At 41.6% G+C, this 24,715-nt stretch carries 10 protein-coding genes; 2 read left to right on the forward strand and 8 right to left on the reverse strand.

Annotation, left to right across the window (positions count from 1 at the left end):
- Position 1: 1 nt before the first annotated feature.
- Positions 2-11,950 carry a two-partner secretion domain-containing protein gene (locus A3GE_RS0107405; protein ID WP_018356627.1) on the reverse strand — a complete coding sequence of 3,983 codons (11,949 nt, stop codon included), beginning with the start codon at positions 11,948-11,950 and terminating at the stop codon, positions 2-4.
- A gap of 35 nt (positions 11,951-11,985) precedes the next feature.
- The gene (locus tag A3GE_RS0107410) at positions 11,986-13,743 is read right to left on the reverse strand and encodes a ShlB/FhaC/HecB family hemolysin secretion/activation protein (RefSeq protein ID WP_026215436.1); all 1,758 of its coding nucleotides are present in this window, start codon (positions 13,741-13,743) and stop codon (positions 11,986-11,988) included.
- 226 nt (positions 13,744-13,969) lie between these two features.
- On the opposite strand from A3GE_RS0107410, the gene proA reads away from it, so the two are divergent.
- Together proA and A3GE_RS0107420 are read left to right on the forward strand one after the other, a co-directional pair.
- Positions 13,970-15,223 carry a glutamate-5-semialdehyde dehydrogenase gene (gene proA, locus A3GE_RS0107415; protein WP_018356629.1) on the forward strand — a complete coding sequence of 418 codons (1,254 nt, stop codon included), beginning with the start codon at positions 13,970-13,972 and terminating at the stop codon, positions 15,221-15,223.
- Positions 15,224-15,288: 65 nt separating this feature from the next.
- Positions 15,289-15,942, forward strand: coding sequence for a hypothetical protein (locus A3GE_RS0107420; RefSeq protein WP_018356630.1), 654 nt, complete (start codon positions 15,289-15,291; stop codon positions 15,940-15,942).
- 51 nt (positions 15,943-15,993) lie between these two features.
- Here the strand turns inward: A3GE_RS0107420 and A3GE_RS0107425 are convergent, their stop codons facing one another.
- From A3GE_RS0107425 to aceF, 6 genes are all read right to left on the reverse strand, one after another.
- The gene (locus tag A3GE_RS0107425; protein WP_018356631.1) at positions 15,994-17,514 is read right to left on the reverse strand and encodes a catalase; all 1,521 of its coding nucleotides are present in this window, start codon (positions 17,512-17,514) and stop codon (positions 15,994-15,996) included.
- 196 nt (positions 17,515-17,710) lie between these two features.
- Positions 17,711-19,801, reverse strand: a complete 2,091-nt coding sequence (gene dnaX / locus A3GE_RS0107430) for a DNA polymerase III subunit gamma/tau (protein ID WP_018356632.1) — start codon at positions 19,799-19,801, stop codon at positions 17,711-17,713.
- 12 nt (positions 19,802-19,813) lie between these two features.
- Positions 19,814-20,356 carry an adenine phosphoribosyltransferase gene (gene apt, locus A3GE_RS0107435; RefSeq protein WP_018356633.1) on the reverse strand — a complete coding sequence of 181 codons (543 nt, stop codon included), beginning with the start codon at positions 20,354-20,356 and terminating at the stop codon, positions 19,814-19,816.
- A 183-nt stretch (positions 20,357-20,539) separates the two neighbouring features.
- Positions 20,540-21,088, reverse strand: coding sequence for an NlpC/P60 family protein (locus A3GE_RS0107440; protein WP_018356634.1), 549 nt, complete (start codon positions 21,086-21,088; stop codon positions 20,540-20,542).
- A 165-nt stretch (positions 21,089-21,253) separates the two neighbouring features.
- A complete protein-coding gene (lpdA, locus tag A3GE_RS0107445; RefSeq protein ID WP_018356635.1) occupies positions 21,254-22,678 on the reverse strand; it encodes a dihydrolipoyl dehydrogenase in 1,425 nt (474 codons plus the stop codon).
- 95 nt (positions 22,679-22,773) lie between these two features.
- Entirely contained in the window at positions 22,774-24,678 is a 1,905-nt protein-coding gene (gene aceF, locus A3GE_RS0107450; RefSeq protein WP_018356636.1) for a pyruvate dehydrogenase complex dihydrolipoyllysine-residue acetyltransferase, read from the reverse strand.
- Positions 24,679-24,715: the final 37 nt, after the last annotated feature.

The raw sequence follows: 24,715 nt of genomic DNA on the forward strand, positions 1-24,715 counted from the left end.
TTTATTCCTTCCTTAACTTAATTGATGACATACCCACTTTCCAATCGTAAATGACAGGAATACCATCTTGATTGACAGCATGAACGGTTACTGACTTCAATCCTGCTTTCTCTGCTGCCAATGCTATATCTTGACGGCAGTACGAACAAACATCCTTACCTTGAACTTGAATGACCATATCTTTGCCCTTTGTACCACCTCTCTCATAAGCTTGTTGGATTGCACCAACTTCTGCATGAGAATTTTCCATATTTGAGTTTGGATAAGGTTTTCCATTTGGTAATGGAGGTTTTTGTGAAATATTTTCAGCAATTAGTGTTGGTTTGTTTGGATCTGCAAATTTATCTGCTCTTGCTCGCTGATTTGTATCCACATAAATTTTTCCATTAATATCGACTTTGGCAATAACATCAATATTCTCAAACTTAACTCCTTGAGCTTTCAGCATTTCATTTGAAAGTTGTTGCTTTAATGGGATCGCTGTCGCATTATTTTCTGCTCTACTCGGATAATCACTATCCCCCACTTTTTCACGCTGATAATTATCCATTCCTCCCTTAGGATAATTTTTATCTTTGCTTGAAAAAGAAAGTTTCGGCAACTTATCTTTCAATGCTATACCACCTAATCCCATGGCTTCCCCTAAGCCTAAAGCAAGCGTTGCATACTGTATGCTATTCGGTAATTGCGCTCTTGTTTTGGCATTTTCTGCTTCAACAAAATCACTCATTTTAGCTTGGGTTGCCCGACTAACATCATTAAAATAAGAGCCCAATCTTAGATAGCTAAAGTTTTCATAGACTGCTTCATCACCAGTTTTCATCATCTGAATATGAGGCATATAACAAACCGGGTTATTTCCGCATTCCTGCAAGAGCTCTTGTCGATTTTTTTCACTTAATTTAGCGTATTTTTCAAAAATAGGTTTTGTGTCTTTCCCTTCTTTTTCGGCTTGTGCCAGTTCCTTGATAAGATTGTCTACTTCAACATTATATAAATAATTATTCTCCACCGCCCTTTTCGCCGTCTCTGCTCCTGCCGTAGCAGTGAGGAATAAGCCGCCTTGTTGTTTCGTTGTACCATTGGCTTTCGCTGTCAATGCACCCGCTAATCCCCCCGCCAGTTGGCTTAAGGTGCTGATGTTCTCTTTCTCACTCGCCGTCAGTTCCTTCGGTGATTTTTCGTAAAGTTTTTGAGCAATAATCTCTGCCGTCACTTCGCCCGTTACCCCCGCAACCGCCCCCGTCAGTGGGTCTTTGCCTGTGACTTGGAACTCTATCGCCGAAAGTAAGGCGTGAGCTATCAGGTTGGTTGCCTTGTCTTTGGTTGTGTCGCCCTTCGTCATTTCGTGGATTTTATTGTTGAGATAAGGCGAGGCAAGTGCCACTATCGCGCCATTGGTGTCGTTTTGTGCAGCGGCTTGAAGCGCTGCCGTCACCGCACTGATTGCCATGCCATTCGGGCTGCCTATGCCGTAAGTACGGTCGATATTCTCTTGGATTTGGTTGATTTGTTCACCAAGCTGTTGGGCTTGAGGGTTGTTTTTGCCGTATTTTTCTTCCAGCTTAAACTTCTCAAGCGCCAGCTTGTTGATTTTCTCCCGCTCTTCATAGGTGGCGATACTGATAGCATTATTGGAAATTTCCCCTATCACTTGCGCCATTTCTTGCCGTTCCTGAACCTTGCTCAAGTCTTGTTGATTAACTCTCTGATTCGCCTGCTTTGTGTCTCTCGAAAGTGCGGTCAGTTTTTCCGGTGTTTTGGTGTCAATCTGGATGTTTTCGCTGATGGCCGATTTCGTCAGGCTTCGTTCACTTTCATGGCTGTTGCCCAAAAGACTCAACGCACTGCTCAGTGCCTGCATTGGGTTTATTCCGCCACTGCCCGCACTGATACTCGCACTTTCCGTTTTGATTTCACTTCTGTTTTCTATGTCTGTATGACCGAGTGAACCTGTCTTAAAGCGGTTTTTCTCTTGGGGTGCCTCACTGTCAATGATGGCTCCATTTAATTGGGTATGGTGACGAACATTGACATCCATTCCTTCTTCACCCACTTGAATGCCTGTTTGTTCTTTCACCTGTGCATAATCCACCTTCGCGTTATTATACGCCGCATTCACCGACGCCCCTCCGCCCGAACCATAGGCTATCGAACCGCTCGCTCCCGCACTCACTTGTTTCGATTCATATTTTTCCGTATCTTGACGGCTGGTGAGATTGAGGTTTTGAAGGTCTGCTTCCCAACGTTTCGCTTTAACATTGGCAGCGTCAAGGCTTAAGCCCCCTTCTTCACTATTCGTGATGAGTTTATCCGCTTGAAGACGGCTGTTTTGCCAACGCTCGCTATCCGAGTTCGATTTGCCTTTCGACGCCTTCACCGACCCTTCCAATCCAAAGCCGTAGCTGTTGCCGTTCATCCCCACAAAGACACCGACACTACCGCCTACCGATTGGTTTTTCGTGCGTTGGTGCACTTCATCTTTTACGCCTTTAACATCTATCCCTTGTTTGCCTGACAGTGCCATCTCTTTGGCATTCGCATCCACCCCTTCAAAGGTCAGTTTTTCATCTCGTGCCTTCACATTTAATGTGCCTGTGCTCAACGTCGATTTTTGATGGCTTATGCTTTGGCTTTCACTGCTTTGCGTTTGTTTTTGGTTGCCATAGCTGACACTGATTTTCACACTCGGATTAGATGTCGTGCCTGTGCCTTGCATTTCCCCTGACCGTAACGCTTCCAAGGTTTCCGCCACTTTGCCCACGTTTTGTGCCGCCATCGCCACTTCTTCCGCCGCCTTCATTCCATAAAGCGCTTTCAGCTTCGGATTGGCTGCCTGCTCACTGCGTTTTACACTCTGATAAGCCGCTTGTGCCATATCCGTCACCGGCGTGCTGACCGCAAGCGTTAAACCCGATTGTTGATACTCATGCCGTTCATTTGTGTTGATGATGTCTTTCCCCGCTTCCACCTTCACTCCCGCACCTTCTATATCAATGCGATTAGTACGTGGCGTGATAAGGTCTGTTCCCATCACGTTAGCCTGTTTGCCTGCTTGGATTTGAATATTCCCTTTCATTGAGCCTAAGGTGCTACGTGCATCCGATTGCGTCCAACCTTCGCTTTCTAAATGATGTTTTTCTGATTTAGAACCAAAGGTGATGCCACCGCCACCGGTGAACACGCCCGAGGTTTTCTTGGTTTCTTTATGAATGTTGCGGAAATGATTCGTGTCTGCCGCAATATCCACATTTCCGCCGGCTTGGATAAGCAAGTCATTTTCCGCTATCGCTTGCAACCCTTTGCCTTTCACCTCATGACCTGCCGCAAGGACTATCTCCTTGCCGCTCACTTGACTGCCGCGTTGTGTCTCCGATTGTTGTTTGTCAAAACGCGTTTTAGTGACTTTTGCCAAACTGCCGCTCTTCGTTTTGTGGAATTCTTCAAAATCATGACTCACCTTCGCACCATTTAGCACGAGGTCGTTTTCTGCAAGAGCGGTAAGTTTCGCCTCACTTTCTAGTTCAGCGCCTTGCGAATAAATATTTTTTGCGGCTAAACGGATATCTCCACCGCCTTTAATCCGGCTGATTTCCACATCCTCTTTACGTTCGTTACGATAATGGTTGCCTCCGCCCATTTTTTCATCAAAACCCACCGAAAGTGCGGTCAAATTTAGGTTATTTTTGGCGGAAAGATAGGTTTGTCCTTTCCCGTCATTGATAATATCCGCACCACCAAGATTGATGTTATTCGCTTGGATTTGCAACGTGCCGTTTTCGCCTTTAACGTGAAGTAAGCCTTTGCGACCGATTCGGGTGTCGCTACGTTGATAGCCATCTACATTAACCGAGGTGGTATGGGTGGTACTGGTATGATTAAAATTACCCGCCACGTTGAGCAAGATGGCTTTATCTGCTTCCAGAACCCCGCCAAGGTTATCCATATCAGCACGCACATTGCCCACCAACGCACCACCGCTAATCTTGCCACTGTTGCGAATGGTTTCACTGTCAAACTGCACGACCTCCCGACCGGCAACGGTGCCACTATTGATAAACGCCCCGCCTTTATGGGTAACTTGATTTGCCGAAAGTAAAGCACCATTGCCCGTGATATCGCCTTTTCTTGCTACGGCATAGACTTTCGGTACGAGTACGCTTTCAACCTTGCCATTCGGTAAGCTCACCTGTTCCGTCTCCAACCATACAATATCCGAGGTGAGCCGTGCCACTTGGCTTGGAGAAAGCGCAATACCCGGGCGCAAATTGAATTTTTGCGCAAAGGTCACTCCCGCATCCATTAATCCTTTGTACTGGCTATCAAAATCACTGTAATCGCCAACAAAGTTTCTGCCCGTTAATCGGTTGATTTGCTCCCGCACTAAACGTTGCTCGTAAAAGCCGTCACCCAGTCTTTTTTGAACTTGGTTTGGCTCATAACGCATCGCATTAAACATATAATCCGAACTTAACCAACGTTTGTGATTGGTAAAATCCGGGTCCGTTTCAATGAGCACGTGATTATTCGGATTCGCATTGACTCGATATAACACATTTTGTGGTATCACTAAATTCGGGCGAATACTGCGGACTTCTTGATTATCATTTAACCGAATACGCTCAAGCGGACGCACCGTTGAATCCGTTGGCGATAAAGACCGGAATCCCTCTAAATGCCCATTCAGTACCTTGGATTCAACCGATTGTCCTTTGCCTGACCATGCCGACAATTTATCCACTTGACGGGCATCGCCGCCTAATTGGGTAAAGCGTGCCGAATCCCCTGCACCTAATGTGCCAAGCGTCAGATTACCTGCCGAAGAAAGCCCGTCACTATTTACTTTCACTTGAGTTAAATCCAATTGATGCGCGGTGCTATTTTTCAACTTATCATCTGTTTTCTTATTGATAGCATAATCGCCATTTTCTACAACCTTAAAGATCTTCATATCAAATGGTGTTTCAATAATACGGGTATAAGCCCCGTGCCCGTGCCATTTACGTTCGTGATAACGTTTAAACCCACCACGCCATCTTTCATAGGTGTAAACCTTGCTACCGCTATCGGTAACACGGTGCAAGCCTTTTTCATCAATGTTTTGAATCTGATTTTCCAATGACATTTTTTGTCCGGCAACAACAACACTGCGATCATTGATAAAAGATTGGTTATGCACCTCAATATCGCCCCCTGCGAGAATTTGCCCCGGCACAGTCTTCAGCACGTTACTTTCATCTTTGCGGCGATTTGTAATATGTAATTGCCAGAAATTTTTATAATCCCGATTTGCCAATGAGCCTAAACGGGCTTGATTGTGGCGTTCAATCCCGTTATCCACCGCCTCCAGGCTAAACCGATATTTGTATTCCCAATCCTCAAGCGGCTTAATGTGGGCAAGATAGTAATTCCATTTGATGAGTCGTTCCTGATATACCTTGGGATTTTTATAATGAAGCCACCATGAAGGACGAACCGGGCGTTTAAACTTAAATTCACCGCTCTCAATCCCTTCAAACCACTCGCTTTCCTCATACCAAGGTTGTTTGGCCAGTTCCTCAAAAGGAAACTCTGGCTGGGGTTCTTGTGGAGCCGGTACGTTAAAATACGCCCAAATTGGGCTGTCCGTACCATATTGCCCTTCAAGCGTATAACTGCAAACCGGATTGCCGTCCATATAATCGCAAGCCATTTCATTACGCTCGGCCAATGGGGTATCTGCCGTAATCACATCACCGGGTTTTAATAATACCGGTGCGGCACCATCACTGTTATAGACCAATTTACCGGCCCGACTCCATCCCGCCCAACGAAGTAATTTCATTGAAATGTGAGGATCATCAAGATTAATTTTAGATTTATCGCCATTTAGCGGATTGGTATAGTTTGTTTTCAATTTGTCACGATCATCACGCCCCATTGGAACAATATAGGTTTCATTCACGGCTTTTTCGTCTAACTTCGTGATGTTATTCGGTGCTTGACCCGTTTTAACGTGCTCAACCGTAAAATGGGTATTGTTATTATGGATTTGATTGACGTTCAGTTTAATATTACGTTCAGATTCAATCACACTGCTGTTATTACGTAACACCTCTGCCTTACCTTCCGCTTGATGATTGGCATTTAATGTTCGTCCAAAACGCATTTCCCCTATACTGAATAAGGTTGCACCTACTTGGTGATCGGATAAATAATGTGCTGTGTTGTTTTCAATTTCACGGGCAGTAATATCCAAATCCCCTCTTGCTGCGATGATCGCAGATTTAATTTCATTGCCGTAATTTTTATCACTATTTTCAATTCTATCCGCTTCAAGAGCGACATGATCGCCATAAATACGTCCTTTGCCCGTATTAATTAATTGCCCACCTGCTTTAACAATGGTTTTAGCCTGATCATCAAGACTCACACCATTAATTAAGCCTTCATTGATTAAATTGCCTTTTGCACTCAGTTGCGTATTCGCACTGCTAATTCGCCCCTCTACACGATTGGTAATATGGTTGGCATTTAAGGTGACACTTTCATCGGCATAAAGGTTGTGTTGATTAATTAGATTTCCTGCGGTGCTAATCCGTAAATTTCGGTCGGCATTAATGGAGTTGGCAGTCACAAAATCTTTTTGTTGTGTGATAGAGACATCTTGTCCTTCAATATGACCGTTGGTCGTGACTTCATCGGCTAAAATAGATAAGGCTCTCTCCGCTTGTAACCGTCCACCTTGGTTATCAATTCGGAGATTTTTTCCCTCAAGAGAGACCGAACCGCCCGTCACATCACCTCGACGGTTATCTAAGGTCTGTTGAACAGATAAGTGACTCTGTCCACGACTATGAATTTTTCCTTGGTGGTTATCAACTAATCGAGCCGAAAGTTTCAATGAAGAGGCTAAAATCCCCTGGCTCATCTTTTCCTGTGCTTGTTTTGTTTGGCTATTATTAAGATCTGCCGTATTGAGGATGAGCTCATTACCACTTTCAATAAATGATCCCGTATTGCCCACTTTTTGATTATTAATCCCTGTTGTGGCATTTAAGACTAATTTATCTTGAGTACGAATTTCACCGCCACGATTATCCACTTGGTTGGTATGAATGATGGTTTCCCCCATACCATAAATTTTGCCGTTTTGTCGGTTATCAATCAGTCCTTTGATACCAATATTGCTTTGTTTCTCTGCATAAATCTTACCTTTCTGATTAAGAAGTGAGGCACTTTCAATCTTCAAATTCTCTTTGCCAATCACTTCGCCCTGTTGATTATCAAGGTTTTGTTGTAATTTCAGGCTAAGCAGCCCTTGCTCGTTATACACCACACCTTTATGGTTATTCAATCCGTCAGCGGTTATGGTTGCTTGCTGTTTGGCGGTAAGATAACCAAGGGTATTATTGATATTTTCAATCGATGAAATGGCTAAACGTCCTTCTATCGCACGTACCTGTCCTTTATGGTTGTTTAACCCACGAGTTTGTATCGCCAGTTTGTCTCCGGCTTTTACTTGCCCCTCTTCATTGTTAATGTTGTCACGAGTTTGAATTGTCAGTTGATGAGTCCCCTGAAGCAACCCACTCTGATTGTCAATTGACTGAGCGCTTACCGTTGATGAAACACCGCTGATTCGACCTTGAATATTTCGAATAGCATTACTCACTGTCACATTTTGCGAGGCAAGCGAAGACAATACTCCGGAATCATTATGAATCGACAGCGCATCAATGGCTTGATTTTTCTGGCTCAATAAATAACCGTTTTGGTTAAAAAAATCTTGTGTCGTTAAAGCAAGTCCACCAAGGGAAATAATGCCTTTGTTTTGTTCCTGAGTCTGTTGATTATTGAGATGACCTTGATGGGTATTAATCACCATATTTTGACGACTCTGAATTAATCCTTGGCGATTATCCAGCTCACCACTATTAATTGTAAGATTTGCACCGGCACTTAATTTCCCGAGCCGACTAGTTAGTTTTTGCTGTTTGGTATGAATCTCAAGATTGCCTTGTTCTGCAATGAGATTTGCTTCACGGTTATTAAATTGACCACTACGAATAACACCATTGCTTTTAGCAATAATGTCACTTTTCTGGTTATCTAATTGACCTGATGTTGTGATATTGACATTCTCACCGATAATTTGACTATGATTGGTAGAAAGCACCTCACCACTCGCCGTCATATTCAGTGATTGACCTGATTGCACAACACCATTTTGTTGATAAAGGTTTGAAAGATTAGCATCAAGATGATTTTTTGCTTCAATCACTCCATCATGATTATTCACCGTACCGGCATTTAAACGTAAGTTAGTGCCTGTAGAAATAACCCCCTGTTGATTATGTAGGGAAGATGAACCTATTTGAATATCGCCTTGTTTTGCAGATTGGAGATAACCTTGTCGGTTATTTAACTCGCCTGAAACAATAGTTAAATCTTGTTGGCTGACGATATGACCCAAGGTGTTATTTAAATATTGTTGGTACGTATTGAGCAGAATACCCGTTTGACCTTGAACGAGCCCCTGTTGATTATCCAACGCACCGCTATCTAAGCGTATTTTTTGCCCCGCTACAATTTTTCCGTGCTGATTATTTAAATGATATTGCTGCGAATTAATGGTTAAATTTCCTCTCTCAGCCAATAATAAGCCCCGTTGATTATTCAGTGCTTGACTCGTTATGGCGAGATTTTGTGTTGCTGAAACTTCACTGTTCGCATTTGTAAATTTACCTTTAACTGTTAATATTGCATTATCCGCAACAATAAGACTCTTCTCGGTAGAATCGACTGTTCCGGCATTCAACACTAATTCTCCGGCACCGACTTTTCCCATCTTTTGTGTAAAGAGATCACTGACAGCCAAAACAACTTTTTTTGCGCCTGAAATAATCCCTTCCGTATTATCAATACGTTGAGCATGCAACAATAAATCATCACGGTTTTGCAAAATACCGAAACGATTAGCTAATTCAGTTATATTTAGCTGAGAAGACTTAGCAGAGATACTTCCCTGTGTATTATCTAATTTACCGGCATGAACGGTTAAATTGCCTTGGCTCAAAATGCCTTGATATTCACCTTGGGTCTGTTGATTGTTTAACAGCTGATTGTGAGTATCAATCCGGATGTCTTGTTGGGAATAAATCGATCCGCCTTGATTTTGTAATTCTCCGGAATCTAATTCAATATGCCCTTTTGCGGTAATATGACCTTGACTATTATCCAATTGCTGTTGCTGCGTGTTAATCTTAATATTTCCTGCAACACTATTTATAGAACCTAATGTATTACTTAAGGCTTGGCTTTGAATCGTTAAATCATTGAGTGTATTTAAACGGCTTTGTTGATGATTAAACTTACCTAAAACTTGAATATTGGCACGATCTGCGGCAATCAGGCTCTTATCTGTACTATTGAGATTTCCTGCATTAAGAATAAGCGCATTTGCGCCCACTTGTCCCCCTGCTTGGGCAAAGGTATTTTCAATAGAGAGTGAGGCTGTTGATTTTGCCGATATCGCACCGTAATGATTTTGAACGGATTGCGCAACAAGATTTAAGGCTTGAGCAGTCCTCATCAAACCGTGAGTATTATTCATCTCTGTCGCCTTAATCTGCTGATTTCCCTCGCTCACAATACGCCCTTGCTGGTTCATTAAATCTGCGGAGTGAATGTTCAACTCACCTAAGGTCACAATCCCTTTATCTTGACTATCCGTTAAAGTTTGTTGATTGGATAAACGCTGCCCCTGTGTATTTAAGCGAATAGATTGCTGTGATTGAATCAAACCGCTGTCATTAACCAGTTCACCTGAGGTTAGTGACAATGCTTTGGTTGAGACAAGCGCTCCACCGGTAGAATCTACTTTATTTTTACCGGCATCAACGGTAAGTTTTCCATTAGCTATCAAACGCCCTTTTTGATTAGCCAAATCTGCAGAATGAATGTCCAACTCTCCCAACGTCACAATCCCTTTATCTTGGCTGTCCGTTAAAGTCTGTTGATTGGATAAACGTTGTCCCTGCGTATTTAAATGAATAGATTGTTGTGATTGAATCAAACCGCCGTCATTCACCAGTTCGCCGGAGGTTAGTGACAATGCTCTGGTTGAGACAAGCGCGCCGCCGGTAGAATCCACTTTATTTTTACCGGCATCAACCATGAGTTTTCCATTCGCAATAAAACGTCCTTGTCGATTATCAATGCCTTGAGCATTAACGCTAAAATCACCTTGTGTTTTAAATGTTCCACCTTGATTTTGTAGCTGCTCTACCGTATTAATCGAAAAGGCGCTCGTGCCTGTTTGTTCCCAAGTCGCATTTTTCGTATTGAGTGAGCGCTGTTGCGTAGAAATCTTATCCGCTTTCAGGTAACTATTTTGTGTTTGAAGTGCAGTTGGTGTTTTTAACGTTAAATCACGCTGCGCAATTAGAAACGCATCATTGGCTTCTATCTCCCCTTGAATGCCATTAATGTTGATTGAATAAGCGGAAGTATGGCTTTTATCTAAATTAACATTCGCACCTTTTACGTTGATTTTACCGGAGGCAAGGTTTCGACCTTGCAACGTTGCTTTGCCCGAACTATTAATAGCTATTGTTTTTCCTTGTGCGGAGAGATTTTCCAGTGAGCGTTTCTCACCTTCAGCCGTATCTTTTACATCTGCACCGGCGGCAATAAGTGAACGGGTTGAAGCAGTGACACTTGGTGCATTATAGTGAATATTCCCTTTCGCAATGGATTCACCTTGTTGGGTAATACCCCGATCGGCGGTTTTATGAATATTGCCAGCTCGGGCAACAATGACACCATCTTGCTTAATGTCTGATTTGCTATTAAGTGTGATATCCCCCTGACGATTTTCAATTTTGCCACGGTTTTCAATACCCTTTGTACCGCTGAGCTGAACCGCTTTATTCGCATTTAACGTACCGCTATTGACAATTCGCCCTTGGCTGTCAATTTTAAGGGTTTCGGCATTCACCCCGATATGCCCTGCATTGTGTACGCCAACACCTTGTTCGGTACCAATCAGATGAATTTTATCGGCATACATTCCCCCTAACTGCCCCACATCAATCGCAACTTGTGGCTTCGTTTCTTGTGTAGTGGCTTGATTGGTATGAATAATTTGTAAATCCTCAGGTTTGCCCGTACGCTTAACCGTATTTTTACCGGTCACCACCTTCATTTCTTTTTTCGACCAAACGCCTGCATTGATTTGGGTTTCTTGAGCAATAATCTCCGTATAATCCACACGGCTGTTATCTAAACCTTTACCGGATACGCTAACCTTACCTTTTTGGACCACAAAGTTTTCAAGGTTGCCATGTTGAATTTGAGGTTTACCCGTTGTGAGGGTCGTACGATCTGAGTTAATCACGCCACAACCGTCACAATGAATACCTGACGGATTCGCAATGATAACATCCGCTTTTTTACCCGCCACTTCAACATAGCCCTTAAGCACAGAGGGATCCGATGAATTCACTTCATTTAAAATGACTTTTGCTTCACCTCGGGCAAGATAAGGGTTACCTTGTACCCACCCGCCCTGTTGCGTTTGTACATTGGTTCGGCTGTTGTTTAATATTGCCCCTTTGGTATCCACATCAAACTTACTGTATTTATTGTGGGATAACCCTTGCTCATTTGGAGTCTGAATATTGACCTGCGGCAAACCGTTTGCCGTTTGTAGTACGATGGGTTGCTGGGTTTTAGGGGCTGATTTGTCTGCTTGGATAATTAAATTAGCGGATACCGTGCTGGAAAATGAAACAAATCCCAGCGCACAAAAAAGACTAAAAGTCAGTGGTTGAATCTTGGCAAACAACTGAGGGAAGCGAGATGAAGCCCGCTCCGTTGATTTTCCTTCTGTTTTTGCTAATTCCGATGTAACAACCAAACATTGTAACGTTTTACTGAAAATGACACGGAAACAATTTTTATTCATTTTAACTATCCTTTAATTTTTAATAATACGTTTAATTAGAAACTATAACCCACATTAAAACCGGCTACGGTATTTGATGTTTTAAAACCGGTTGGCTTACTTATTGGTTTTCCAACAAAAACATCATAGTAAAAACCTTTCCATCCCCCTTTTAACCCAATTGAACTTCCAATAAGATGATGTCCTAACTGATTCTTGGTTGACCATCCCATCACTCGACCTCCATCAAGAGCCAAATAAAGCTGTTGTCCTTTACCATTCATATTCCAAGCAAACTCATTACGCCATAACCAGCCTCGTTCACCGGCAAGCGTCAGTTCGCCATCAAAACCTCTCACTGTATAACGCCCGCCAATACTGAAACGGTCTTGAGCAATTAAAGGGGTTTTATTCCATTGTGCACTCCAAGCGGTTTGATATTGCCAGTATTGTTTGCCCAACATAAAGGGTTGGGTAAAATTAACGGAAGCAAGAATAATTTCCGGACGAGAAGTCCCTTCCCCCCAAAGCTCTTCCGGAGCTGACAATGCCCCCCTTGCACCGGTTCCCCGTTTATAACTACCGGATAACTCAAGAACCGCATCGCCAATATATTCTTTATGAGAAAGTCCTGCTTCCCACCCCGCCATACGACGTTTTTGCACATCAATCTCCGAACCATCTACATAGTTACCGGACTGACGAGACCAAAATCCTCCGAAAATAGAGGTTTTACGCTTACTATCCCGATAAATTAAGTAAGATAGCGTCGCCTTTGTGGTATTACTTTTTCCCGAATAGACATAGTGATTATCAAAAGCGCCTAAAACTTCTTGACGATAACGGTTATAGGTTTGTGAAGCCGATAAGGTCCAATAGCCGAAAGGGATAGAATAATAAAAAGTTAAATTTTTACTAGCACGGCCACCTTTTTCATCATTGTGCGTTTTTAAACTATGCGTAAAAGAGGTATAAAAAAGATCGTTAGCAGAAAAGATATTATCAATTGACAACGTTCCACTCACTTGATATTGCCCGGTTGATTTCGAACCAGAATCATCCAAACTTAAATTAATTCTAAAAGGTAAGGCTTGTTGATAACTGATTTTAATATCGCTAACACCGATATCCGTCTTACTTGGCAATAACTCAAAGTTCGCTTCAGCTGTTGGTACCCGTTTAAGATTTTCAAGGGACTGTTCCATATCTCTCACATTCAAGAGATCACCCTTTGAGAAGGTAAAGCCTGTTAAAGCATGTAAACGGCTAAAACGTGGAACTCTGCCATTGTCCTCAACGAGAGTATCCCCTACTTTACCGGGAATAACCGTCAATACTAAGGCACCGCTTTTCAGGTCCTGCTCTTGTGTTACAACACGTGTGGTAACGTATCCTTTTTCAATAATTCGATTTTGAATTTGTTTCATCAAAATCCCTAGCCCTTCTCCGCCAAAACAATGTGGGAGAGTGAGTTTTAAATCCTGAGAAGCTTGATTTAATGCCCATTGGAATTGGCTCTTGGAAGAGAAGTCTTCCGATGGATAATCAATTAATGTGATATGATGAATGGGGTAACAAGGAGTTTCTTTATTAGAGAGGGTCAATCTTTCGTAATTTTTCGTATCTAAATGAACATCTGCCTGAGGTTGCAGGATTTTCTCTTGCACCTGCTGATTTTGTTGTTGGCGCTGCTGCTGAAGCGCATCAATTTGGTTTAAACGGGAGAAGGTTTCTTTTTCTGGTTGGTTGGCAAAAGCAAATAATGGTACCGTTGTGAGGAGCGTAATTCTATGAAGTTTTCTTCTTGTTTTCATACGTTTAATTAAAATAGTTTTATTCACTTTTTTAATTCTACTACCATAATATATGAAAACAAATACTTCATAAGCATTATTATCTTAAGTAATGTATTTTTGTAGTACATATAAAAATAGCTTAGACTATGTAAATTTTCTCTAAAAACCTCATTCTTAGCTATTTGACCTTCTCCATTTTTCAGATAAGCTACCCACCATTATTTTTTATTTTGAGAAACATACTATGTTAGAACAGATGGGGAAACAAGCCAAAGAGGCGGCTTTTGTGTTGGCACAATTAAGTACTACGGAGAAAAACCGTGCTTTAAATATTATTGCCGAACAGTTGGAACAACAAGCGGATCATATTTTATCTGAGAATGCAAAGGATATTGAACTGGCAAAACAAAACGGACTATCTGAAGCCTTGATCGATCGCCTTTTGCTCACCTCCGAGCGTTTACAAAGTATTGCCAACGATGTACGCCATGTGATTTCCCTTGCAGACCCTGTAGGTAAAATTATTGATGGGGGAACGCTGGACAGCGGTTTAAAAATTGAGCGTGTCCGCACGCCAATTGGGGTGATCGGCACGATTTATGAAGCACGCCCGAATGTTACTATTGATGTGGCAAGCCTTTGTTTAAAAACGGGCAATGCAGTAATTTTGCGAGGAGGAAAAGAAACCAGATTTTCTAATAATATTTTGGTAAAAGTGGTACAAAATGCCCTTGAGCAAGCTGGATTACCCAAATTTGCCGTACAAGCCATTACGGATCCGAATCGTGATCTCGTAATGCAATTATTAAAACTGGATCGCTATGTGGATATGATTATTCCTCGTGGTGGTGCAGGTTTGCATGAACTTTGCAAACAACATTCAACCATTCCGGTCATTATAGGTGGGGTCGGCGTTTGCCATACCTTTGTAGAAGAAAGTGCGGTTCAAAATCAAGCCGTTTTAGTCATCGATAATGCGAAAACTCAACGCCCAAGCACTTGTAATACCCTAGAAACCTTACTCGTCCAAAACTCTATCGCTGCTGAATTTTTGCCTAAACTCGTGACGCAACTTGCACCGAAAAACGTAAAATATCACGCAAAATCAACCGCACTTGAAATATTAAAACAAGCCGGAGCAACAGTAGATCAAGTCAATGAGCAACAATTGCGTGAAGAATGGGGATCACTTGATCTCAATGTAGTTATCGTAAAGGATATTCAAGAGGCAATTTCTCATATTCGTGAATATGGCACGCAACATTCCGAAAGCATTTTAACTTCCTCTCAATCTTTGGCACGCCAATTTGTGAACCAAGTGGATGCGGCGGCTGTTTACGTGAATGCAAGTACACGTTTTACTGATGGAGGGCAATTTGGGTTAGGAGCTGAGGTTGCCGTCAGCACACAAAAACTTCATGCCCGTGGGCCAATGGGATTAGAAGCCCTGACCACCTATAAATGGGTATGTGAAGGAAATTACACCACGAGAAAATAACCGTTATTTTCAACCTCACTTTCTGTCTCCCTATAATAAAGTGCGGTTATTTTTAGGAGCATTTTATGAAAAAATTACTTTCCTTACTGATTATCATTGCCGCCTTAATCGGCATTGCTGCCCTGCAACCTTCCGCAACCGCTGACAATGCCGATGACGGTAAACGAAATGTTGTCGTTTCGATTGTTGCGAAATATTTCCCGTTTGAAGCAGAAAATTTAACCGCATGGTACGATAAAAATATCGTTTACGCAGATAATCCAACGGATAGTGCCCTGACCTTTAAGTTAGATGAAAAAGCGATCACCCTTGCCGCTCATCAAACGCAAAAACTCATTTTAGAACCGGGACAACATCGTTTAGAGCTGGCTGACGGAAAAGTGGTTGAATTCACACAGAGAGAAGGAACAAACCGTTCTATTTTAAACCCCACAGCTTCGCCTTATTTCTTTTGGAAAACCGTTTATGGTTCCGTTAATTTACCGCTTGAATATAAAACAGTAACCATCGCAGGAAAGCCCTACGAAGGACCTTTTGAAGTAAGTAATGAATATTTGATTACACGTATAGGTAATCAACCTTGGCGTTTTGGTTTGGATGAATCAATTCCTGACACCGTCGCCGTCAATAATGATCGGAATACTTACACCTTAATTTTTAGTAAAGCTTATCGCTTACCGGATTTTATTAACGCCTATCCAATGCTATCGGTACAATAAACAAAAAGGGTTGATGTCATTTTGACATCAACCCTTTTGCTTTTTAGTGAATTATAATAAGCCGCCTTGACCTAAAGCCGGATCAGTATCGCGCGCTTTTAAAGCATCTTCCACCGTTAAACCTAATGCTTTCGCAACACCTTCACCGTATGCAGGCTCACACCAGTGGCAGTTACGGATATGACGATATTTGATGAAATCAGGTGCATCGCCCATTGCTGCTGCGGTATTGTTGAATAACGCTTGTTTTTGCTCTTCATTCATTAAGTTAAACAATGCGCGCGGTTGGCTGAAGTAATCGTTATCATCTTGACGATAATCCCAGAATGCCGCATCACCGTTAATGCGAAGTGGTGGCTCAGCAAAGTCCGGTTGTTGTTGCCATTGATTAAAGCTATTTGGCTCATAATGCGGTAAGCTGCCATAGTTACCATCTACACGACCTTGACCATCACGTTGGTTACTGTGAACAGGGCAACGAGGACGGTTTACCGGAATTTGACGATAGTTCACACCTAAACGGTAACGTTGTGCATCAGCATAGTTGAATAAACGAGCTTGCAACATTCTATCCGGACTTGCTCCAATTCCCGGAACTAAGTTGCTTGGTGCAAACGCAGATTGTTCTACATCAGCAAAGAAGTTTTCAGGATTACGGTTAAGTTCAAATTCACCCACTTCAATTAACGGATAGTCTTTTTTCGGCCACACTTTGGTTAAATCAAACGGATGATAAGGCACTTTTTCCGCATCTGCTTCAGGCATAACTTGGATAAACATTTTCCATTTCGGGAAATCACCACGTTCAATTGCTTCATATAAATCACGTTGGTGGGTTTCACGATCGTTTGCGATTAACTCTGCCGCCTCTTCGTTCGTAAAGTTTTTGATACCTTGTTGAGTATGGAAGTGGAATTTCACCCAAAAACGTTCGCCCGCTTCATTCCAGAAACTATAAGTGTGTGAACCATAACCGTGCATATGGCGATAACTTGCAGGGATACCACGCTCACTCATCACGATAGTGACTTGGTGTAATGCTTCAGGTAATAACGTCCAGAAATCCCAGTTGTTGGTCGCAGAGCGCATATTGGTACGTGGGTCACGTTTCACCGCTTTGTTTAGATCCGGGAATTTGCGGGGGTCACGTAAGAAAAACACCGGTGTATTGTTACCCACCATATCCCAGTTACCTTCTTCGGTGTAGAATTTTAATGCAAAACCACGAATATCACGTTCTGCATCTGCCGCACCGCGTTCACCCGCTACCGTAGTGAAACGTGCAAACATTTCCGTTTTTTTACCTACTTCGCTAAAGATTTTAGCACGAGTATATTTAGTGATGTCATGTGTTACGGTAAAAGTACCAAATGCACCTGAACCTTTTGCGTGCATACGACGCTCAGGAATGACTTCACGGACGAAATCCGCTAATTTTTCATTAAGCCATAAATCTTGCGCAAGCAATGGACCACGCGGACCAGCAGTTAAGCTATTTTGGTTATCGACGACAGGTGCGCCATTTCCCATTGTTAAAGGCGTTGAATGAGAAAACGGACATTTTGATGTCATAATATGCTCCTTTAGATTGAGTTTAAGTAAATTTCGTGTGGGATAATATCAAAAGGTTTAAGCGATTAAAATCTATTAAATTAATCAAAAAAACCAATTTAAAATTTTTCTCTATAAAAAAACCGCACTTTCACTAACATTTATGAAGTGCGGTCTGTTTTCTCGCTATTTTACAACAACTACGTTTAAAACTACTCTAAACGGGACGAATACTATCAATATCCAATTTAGCATCAAATTCTTGTTGTAGGAGAAGGAGTTTTTTATCCTGTTGAAGCTCATCTCGAGCTTGTTCCCGCAAATCTTGATAAATTCTTTTACGATAAGTCATTGGCGTTGCAATATCACGATCATCTAATTGAATATCAACGGTCAGTAACTTTTCATAAAATTGACTGAATGCTTCAGCCAGTAAATAAATACTACGTTCTTGGCGTAAATGCGCTTTACTTGAATGAAGTCCTAGACAAATTTTATTTTCAGTTTTGTCAAGTAAAAAGCAATTTAGAGCCAATTCTTTTGAAAAACCGCTCACACCGGAACTTTCCACAATGTTAGCCCATTCGTCCTGTTCTTGTGTCATTTCAATGATACGTGAATTCAGCTCCGGAGTAATATCCTTCAAAATAGCTTGCTTAATATCAGAAGGTGCAACAGCCACCGTTTCTTTTGCTAATTCCGGATTACGCCATTCCCAACGATAATTTTCTGCCTCAATAATATCCTGTTCTTCCTGTTCCAAATCAGAATTATCTTCCATTGTATTCATTATGGTTTGAACATTTTTAGATATTTCCGGCATATTTTTTGAAATTGTCGGCTCGGCTTTCTTAGGAGGTGTCATTTCACGTACAGGAAGTGCGGTCATTTTTCGCTGTGTTTTTTGTGCATCAAGTATTTGCACCTGATGTATTGCTTCATTCACAGCATCATTCACTTCTTTTTGACGGACTTGTCGCTCACTAGTTTCAATTTGATCAAGCTGTTTTAGTGCTTCTAATGCCGCCAGCCCAGCGAAATTTACTTCGTTATTTGTTGAAGGTGAAGAGGAAGAAATAGGTTGAACGGACTTCGTTTTCTTATAGTTAGATTTAATATTTTGCGACAACACCGGTACATTAATATAATTGCCTTGATTTTCAACGACTCCTTTCTCAGTCGAATCTGTAACGTTAGCAGGTAAACTCGCCTTAGGTGTTGCCGTAAGAAACTTTGGGTGGAATGCCAATGCCCTCAATAGGGTCATTTCTACCCCTACACGATAATTCGGTGCTGCATTCAGCTCTTTTCTGCCTGAAACAACCACTTGATAGAAAAACTGTACGTCTTCCGGTGAGAGATGTTTCGCAAGGAAAGAGAGATGCTCATCTTCATGAGCTGAATTTTGAGGCAATAACTGCATTAATGCAATTTGGTGAAGCTTTTCCGCCACTTCTGCCAATAACTGCTCCCAATCACCGGCTTTTTCAGAGACAGCTTGAAGAATTTTCATCAAACGTTCGCCATTCCCTTGATGTAGAGCATAAATAATATCAATAGCTTGAGTATCATCTAATAAGCCTAACATTGTATTCACCACGTTCACTGTGACATGGCGGTCGCCCATTGCAATAGCTTGGTCAGTTAAGCTTAAACTATCCCGGATTCCACCCTGAGCAGCTTTCGCCAGCTTATCTAAAGCTAAGGGATCAAAAGGAATATTTTCTTGATCGAGAATATGCGCAAGGTGTTGCGAAATTTGCTGTTCATCTAACGCTTTCAGATGAAATTGCATACAACGGGATAAAATCGTTACCGGAAGTTTTTGCGGATCCGTTGTAGCCAGCAAGAATTTTACATACTCAGGCGGTTCTTCCAACGTTTTAAGTAGTGCATTAAAAGAATGGCGTGACAACATATGCACTTCGTCAATTAAATATACTTTAAAACGCCCAATCACCGGTTTATATTGCACGTTATCGAGTAATTCACGTGTATCTTCTACTTTTGTCCGTGAAGCCGCATCAATCTCAATCAGATCAATGAATGTTCCCTGTTCAATAGCTTGACAATTCTCACATTCTCCACAAGGGTGATCCGTAATACCGTTTTTAATGCAATTCAGGCCTTTGGCAAAAAGACGCGCAATAGAAGTCTTTCCCACACCACGCGTACCCGAAAACAGATATGCATGATGAAGTCGCTGTTCTTTTAATCCGTTAGAAAGTGCGGTAATAATATGCCCTTGCCCGACTACCTCCTCAAAAGTTTGAGGTCGCCATTTTCGGGCTAAAACTTGATAACTCATTGGTTTGTTTTGTTAATGACCTTCAAAATTGACTAAAGTATAGCAATCCACGCCTAAACTATTTAAACGTTTCTCACCACCAAGTTCCGGCAAATTAATCACAAATGCTGCATGATTAACTTTTCCACCTAAACGCTCGACAAGTTTAACCGTAGCTTCTACAGTACCACCTGTCGCAAGTAAATCATCAATAATTAATACATTATCACCCGGAGAAACTGAGTCAGTGTGGATTTCTAAAGTATCTTGCCCATATTCTAATTGGTAAGATTGAGAAATTGTTTCACGGGGTAATTTTTTAGGTTTTCTAACTAATTCAAAAGGTAAGCCTAGCGCAATCGCAACCGGCGCACCAAAAATAAAACCACGGGATTCAGTACCCAGCACTTTAGTAATATTTTTATTACGGTACTGTTCAGCGATCAGTTCAATACTCGCTTTGAATGCAGCCGGAACCTCGAGCAATGAGGTGATATCACGAAAGATAATTCCTTCTTTTGGATAATTAGGAATAGATTTTATAGACGATTTAATAAGTTCAAGTTGTTTATTCATAAATGAGTTCAATGATAAAGTGAGATAATGTCAATTTTTTGGACTCAAATTCTATCATAAAATACTGGAAAAAATGGAAATTTCCTGATGTAAACAATATAAAAAATCTTCAAAAACAGAAAGGCTAAATGAAATTGTCATCTCATTTAGCCTTAAAAAATACTTTAAAAAAACAACCGCACTTTACATGATACGACGTGATTGAGTATAAGTTCTTGCCCAATAGTTTTCATCTAAAGAGCTAATGGTAACCCCTTGGCTGGAACTGGCATGCATAAACTGGTTGTTACCGATATAAACACCGACATGGTGATTACCGCGGAAGAATACAAGGTCACCTTTTTGTAATTCATGTTTACTGATTTTACGTCCTAAATACCGCTGTTCCGCTGTAGAACGAGGAAGTTTAATCCCATAAGCATTAAAAAAAGTTGTTTGCATAAATGCTGAGCAATCAATACCACGTTTGCTGCTTCCGCCCATTCTATAGCGTGTTCCTGCCCATTCATTATAAACGCCGGCAAGTGCTTTATCGCTAACTAAACCAGAACGGGGACGGTTTGTTCTTAATGTCTGATGAATACCACGCTCACCCTTTTCTAATTTACTTATTAATCCGGTGAGTTGAGCATCATCACTTTCTGAAATTTTATTACGATAGGTATTATTTCCGCTTGAACATGCGGTGGCGAGTATGATAACTCCAGTAATTACTAAAAATCGCTTTAACATACTAAAAAATTTAAAAGAATCAGAATTATATAAAACTGCTTCCCAAGGCTATCAAATATAAAGGTACATAGCCAGTTAAAATTGAATTTTTATACCAATTTATAATATGATTTCTAAAAAATAAAGGCAATTCATAGGAATTGCCTTTTAATCGTTAGGAACTAACTATTTTTTCTTCGCTTTAGCATTAGGGAGATCGGTAATCGACCCTTCAAAAACTTCAGCGGCTAATCCGACAGATTCGTGTAATGTTGGGTGAGCATGAATAGTTAATGCAATGTCTTCCGCATCACATCCCATTTCGATCGCAAGACCGATTTCACCTAACAATTCACCACCATTTGAACCAACAATCGCTCCACCAAGAATACGATGCGTATCTTTATCAAAGATAAGTTTTGTCATCCCCTCTGAGCATTCAGATGCAATCGCACGACCGGATGCTGCCCATGGGAATTTCGCAACTTCGTAATTCAAGCCGTCCTGTTTACATTCTTTCTCTGTTTTACCTACCCAAGCGACCTCCGGCTCAGTATAAGCAATTGATGGAATGACTTTCGGATCAAAATAGTGTTTTTGTCCCGCAATAACTTCAGCGGCAACATGACCTTCGTGAACGCCTTTATGCGCTAACATCGGTTGTCCAACAATATCACCGATCGCAAAAATATGCGGCACATTAGTACGCATTTGTTTATCCACATGAATGAAACCACGTTCATCAACTTCAACACCGGCTTTACCTGCATCAATTAATTTACCGTTTGGTACACGACCGATAGCGACTAATACGGCATCATAACGTTTCGTATCGTTGCAGGCTTTACCTTCCATTGAAACATAAATACCATCATCTTTCGCTTCAACTGCCGTTACTTTAGTTTCAAGCATTAACTTAAATTTCTTCTCGATTTGTTTGGTATAAATAGCGACCACATCTTTATCCGCAGCCGGAATGACTTGATCAAACATTTCAACCACTTCAATCTCTGAACCTAATGCGTGATAAACCGTTCCCATTTCTAAACCGATAATACCGCCACCCATAATTAATAATTTTTTCGGTACTTCTTTTAATTTAAGTGCATCGGTTGAATTCCAAATACGCGGATCTTCGTGTGGAATGAAAGGTAATTCGATTGGACGAGAACCGGCTGCAATAATCGCATTATCAAATTTTACAGTGGTTGGATTACCATCACGATCACGGGCAACTAAAGTATTTGGATCAGTAAATGCTGCCAAACCTTCCACCACGGTGACTTTACGTTGTTTCGCCATACCCGCTAAACCACCGGTTAATTTTGCAACAACCGCATCTTTACCGGCACGAACTTGATCTAAATCAATTTTAGGCTCACTAAAATAAACACCGTTTTTCTCAGCATGTTTTGCTTCTTCAATTACTTTGGCAACATGTAATAATGCTTTAGACGGGATACACCCCACATTTAAGCATACACCACCAAGCGTAGAATAGCGTTCAACAAGCACTGTTTCTAATCCAAGATCCGCACAGCGGAATGCTGCGGAATAACCTGCCGGACCGGCACCAAGTACAACGACTTGGGTTTTAATTTCTTTACTCATTTTTACCTCGTAAAAACGTTGAAATTATTGACCGCTCTTTTGAGCAATCAGGAACATTCAAAAAAACGCCCCTCAAGCGCGAGAGGCGTTATTTATTACATAATCAAGCGACGTAAATCCGCTAATACAGAGCCAATATAGCTAATGAAACGTGCACCGTCAGCACCATCAATCACACGGTGATCGAAAGATAATGACATTGGAAGAATTAAGCGAGGTGCGAATTCTTTGCCGTTCCATACCGGTTCCATAGAAGATTTAGAAACGCCTAAAATCGCCACTTCCGGTGCATTGACAATTGGTGCAAAATGCGTTGTACCAATACCGCCAAGGCTTGAAATAGTGAAACAGCCACCTTGCATATCAGATGCTGAAAGTTTACCTTCGCGGGCTTTTTTCGACACTTCCATTAACTCACGAGAAAGTTCGATGATACCTTTTTTATTCACATTTTTGAACACAGGTACCACTAAACCGTTTGGTGTATCCACCGCAACACCGATATTGATATATTTTTTCAAGATCAAGCGTTGTGCATCTTCAGTAATTGAACTGTTGAAACGAGGATAGGCTTCCAAGGCTTTCGCGACGGCTTTCATGATAAATACAACAGGGGTAATTTTCACACCTAATTTTTGTTTTTCAGCAAGTACGTTTTGTTCCTTACGGAAAGCTTCCAAATCGGTGATATCTGCTTTATCAAAATGAGTAACATGTGGAATCATCACCCAGTTACGATGTAAGTTTGCACCAGAAATTTTATTGATACGGCTTAACTCAACTTCTTCAATTTCACCAAATTTGCTGAAATCCACTTTCGGCCATGGTAATAAACCAAGACCTGCGCCATTTGCCACACCATTGCCAGCCGCTGAAGAAGTTGTTGTTCCACTTTCATAAGCTTTAACTGCAGTTTTCACATAAGCTTGAATATCTTCCTTAACAATGCGTCCTTTACGTCCCGTACCTTTTACTTTGTCTAAGTTCACGCCAAATTCACGAGCTAAACGACGAATTACCGGAGTCGCATGTGCATAACCTGTACTTGCTACGACTTGCTCTTGGCTTAAACCTGATACATTGCCGCTTTCTGTCGTAGAAGCCGGAGTCGCTGTTGTTTGTGCAGTAGGAGCAGCCTGTGCGACAGGAGCCGCTACCGGTGCTGCACCTGCGACTTCAAAACGCATAATTAATGAACCGGTTGATACTTTGTCACCTGATTTTACTAAAATTTCTTTTACCACACCCGCAAATGGTGCAGGTACTTCCATTGACGCTTTATCACCTTCAACCGTAATTAAAGACTGTTCTTCAGAAACAGTATCACCTACAGCAACCATAATTTCGGTAACATTCACTTCATCACCACCGATATCCGGTACGTTTACATCTTTAATTGCAGATGTTACCGGTGCGGCAGCCGCAGGAGTCGATTCTTGAACCTGAGCAGAAACAGCTGGTGCTGCGCCTGCTACTTCAAATTTCATAATTAATTTACCGGTGGAAACCTTATCACCTACATTGATTAAAATTTCTTTTACCACACCTGCGATTGGTGCCGGTACTTCCATAGACGCTTTGTCGCCTTCTACGTTAATGATAGATTGATCAAGTTCAATGGAATCCCCTATTTTCACCATAATTTCAGTGACGTTGACTTCATCAGAACCGATATCAGGAACGTTTACTTCTACTACGCTCGCTGCCGCAGGTGTATCAACCGATTTCACTTCTTGTGCAGGCGCTGCTGATACCGTAGCTGCTGTTTCTGCAGAATCCAATATCAACATTGGTGTACCTGTAGTGACTTTATCACCAACTTTCACTAAAACTTCTTTTACTACCCCCGCTTCCGGCGCCGGTACTTCCATTGAAGCCTTATCGCCTTCTACGTTAATAATACTTTGATCTACTGCAATGGTGTCACCGACTTTTACCATTACTTCCGTTACAGTAACTTCATCGCTACCAATATCAGGAATTTGAATTTGTTTTGACATTTTTTGTTCCTTAATAAAGTGCGGTCAAATTTACTAA

Source organism: Rodentibacter pneumotropicus DSM 21403, assembly GCF_000379905.1.
GTDB classification, from domain to species: Bacteria; Pseudomonadota; Gammaproteobacteria; order Enterobacterales; family Pasteurellaceae; genus Rodentibacter; species Rodentibacter pneumotropicus.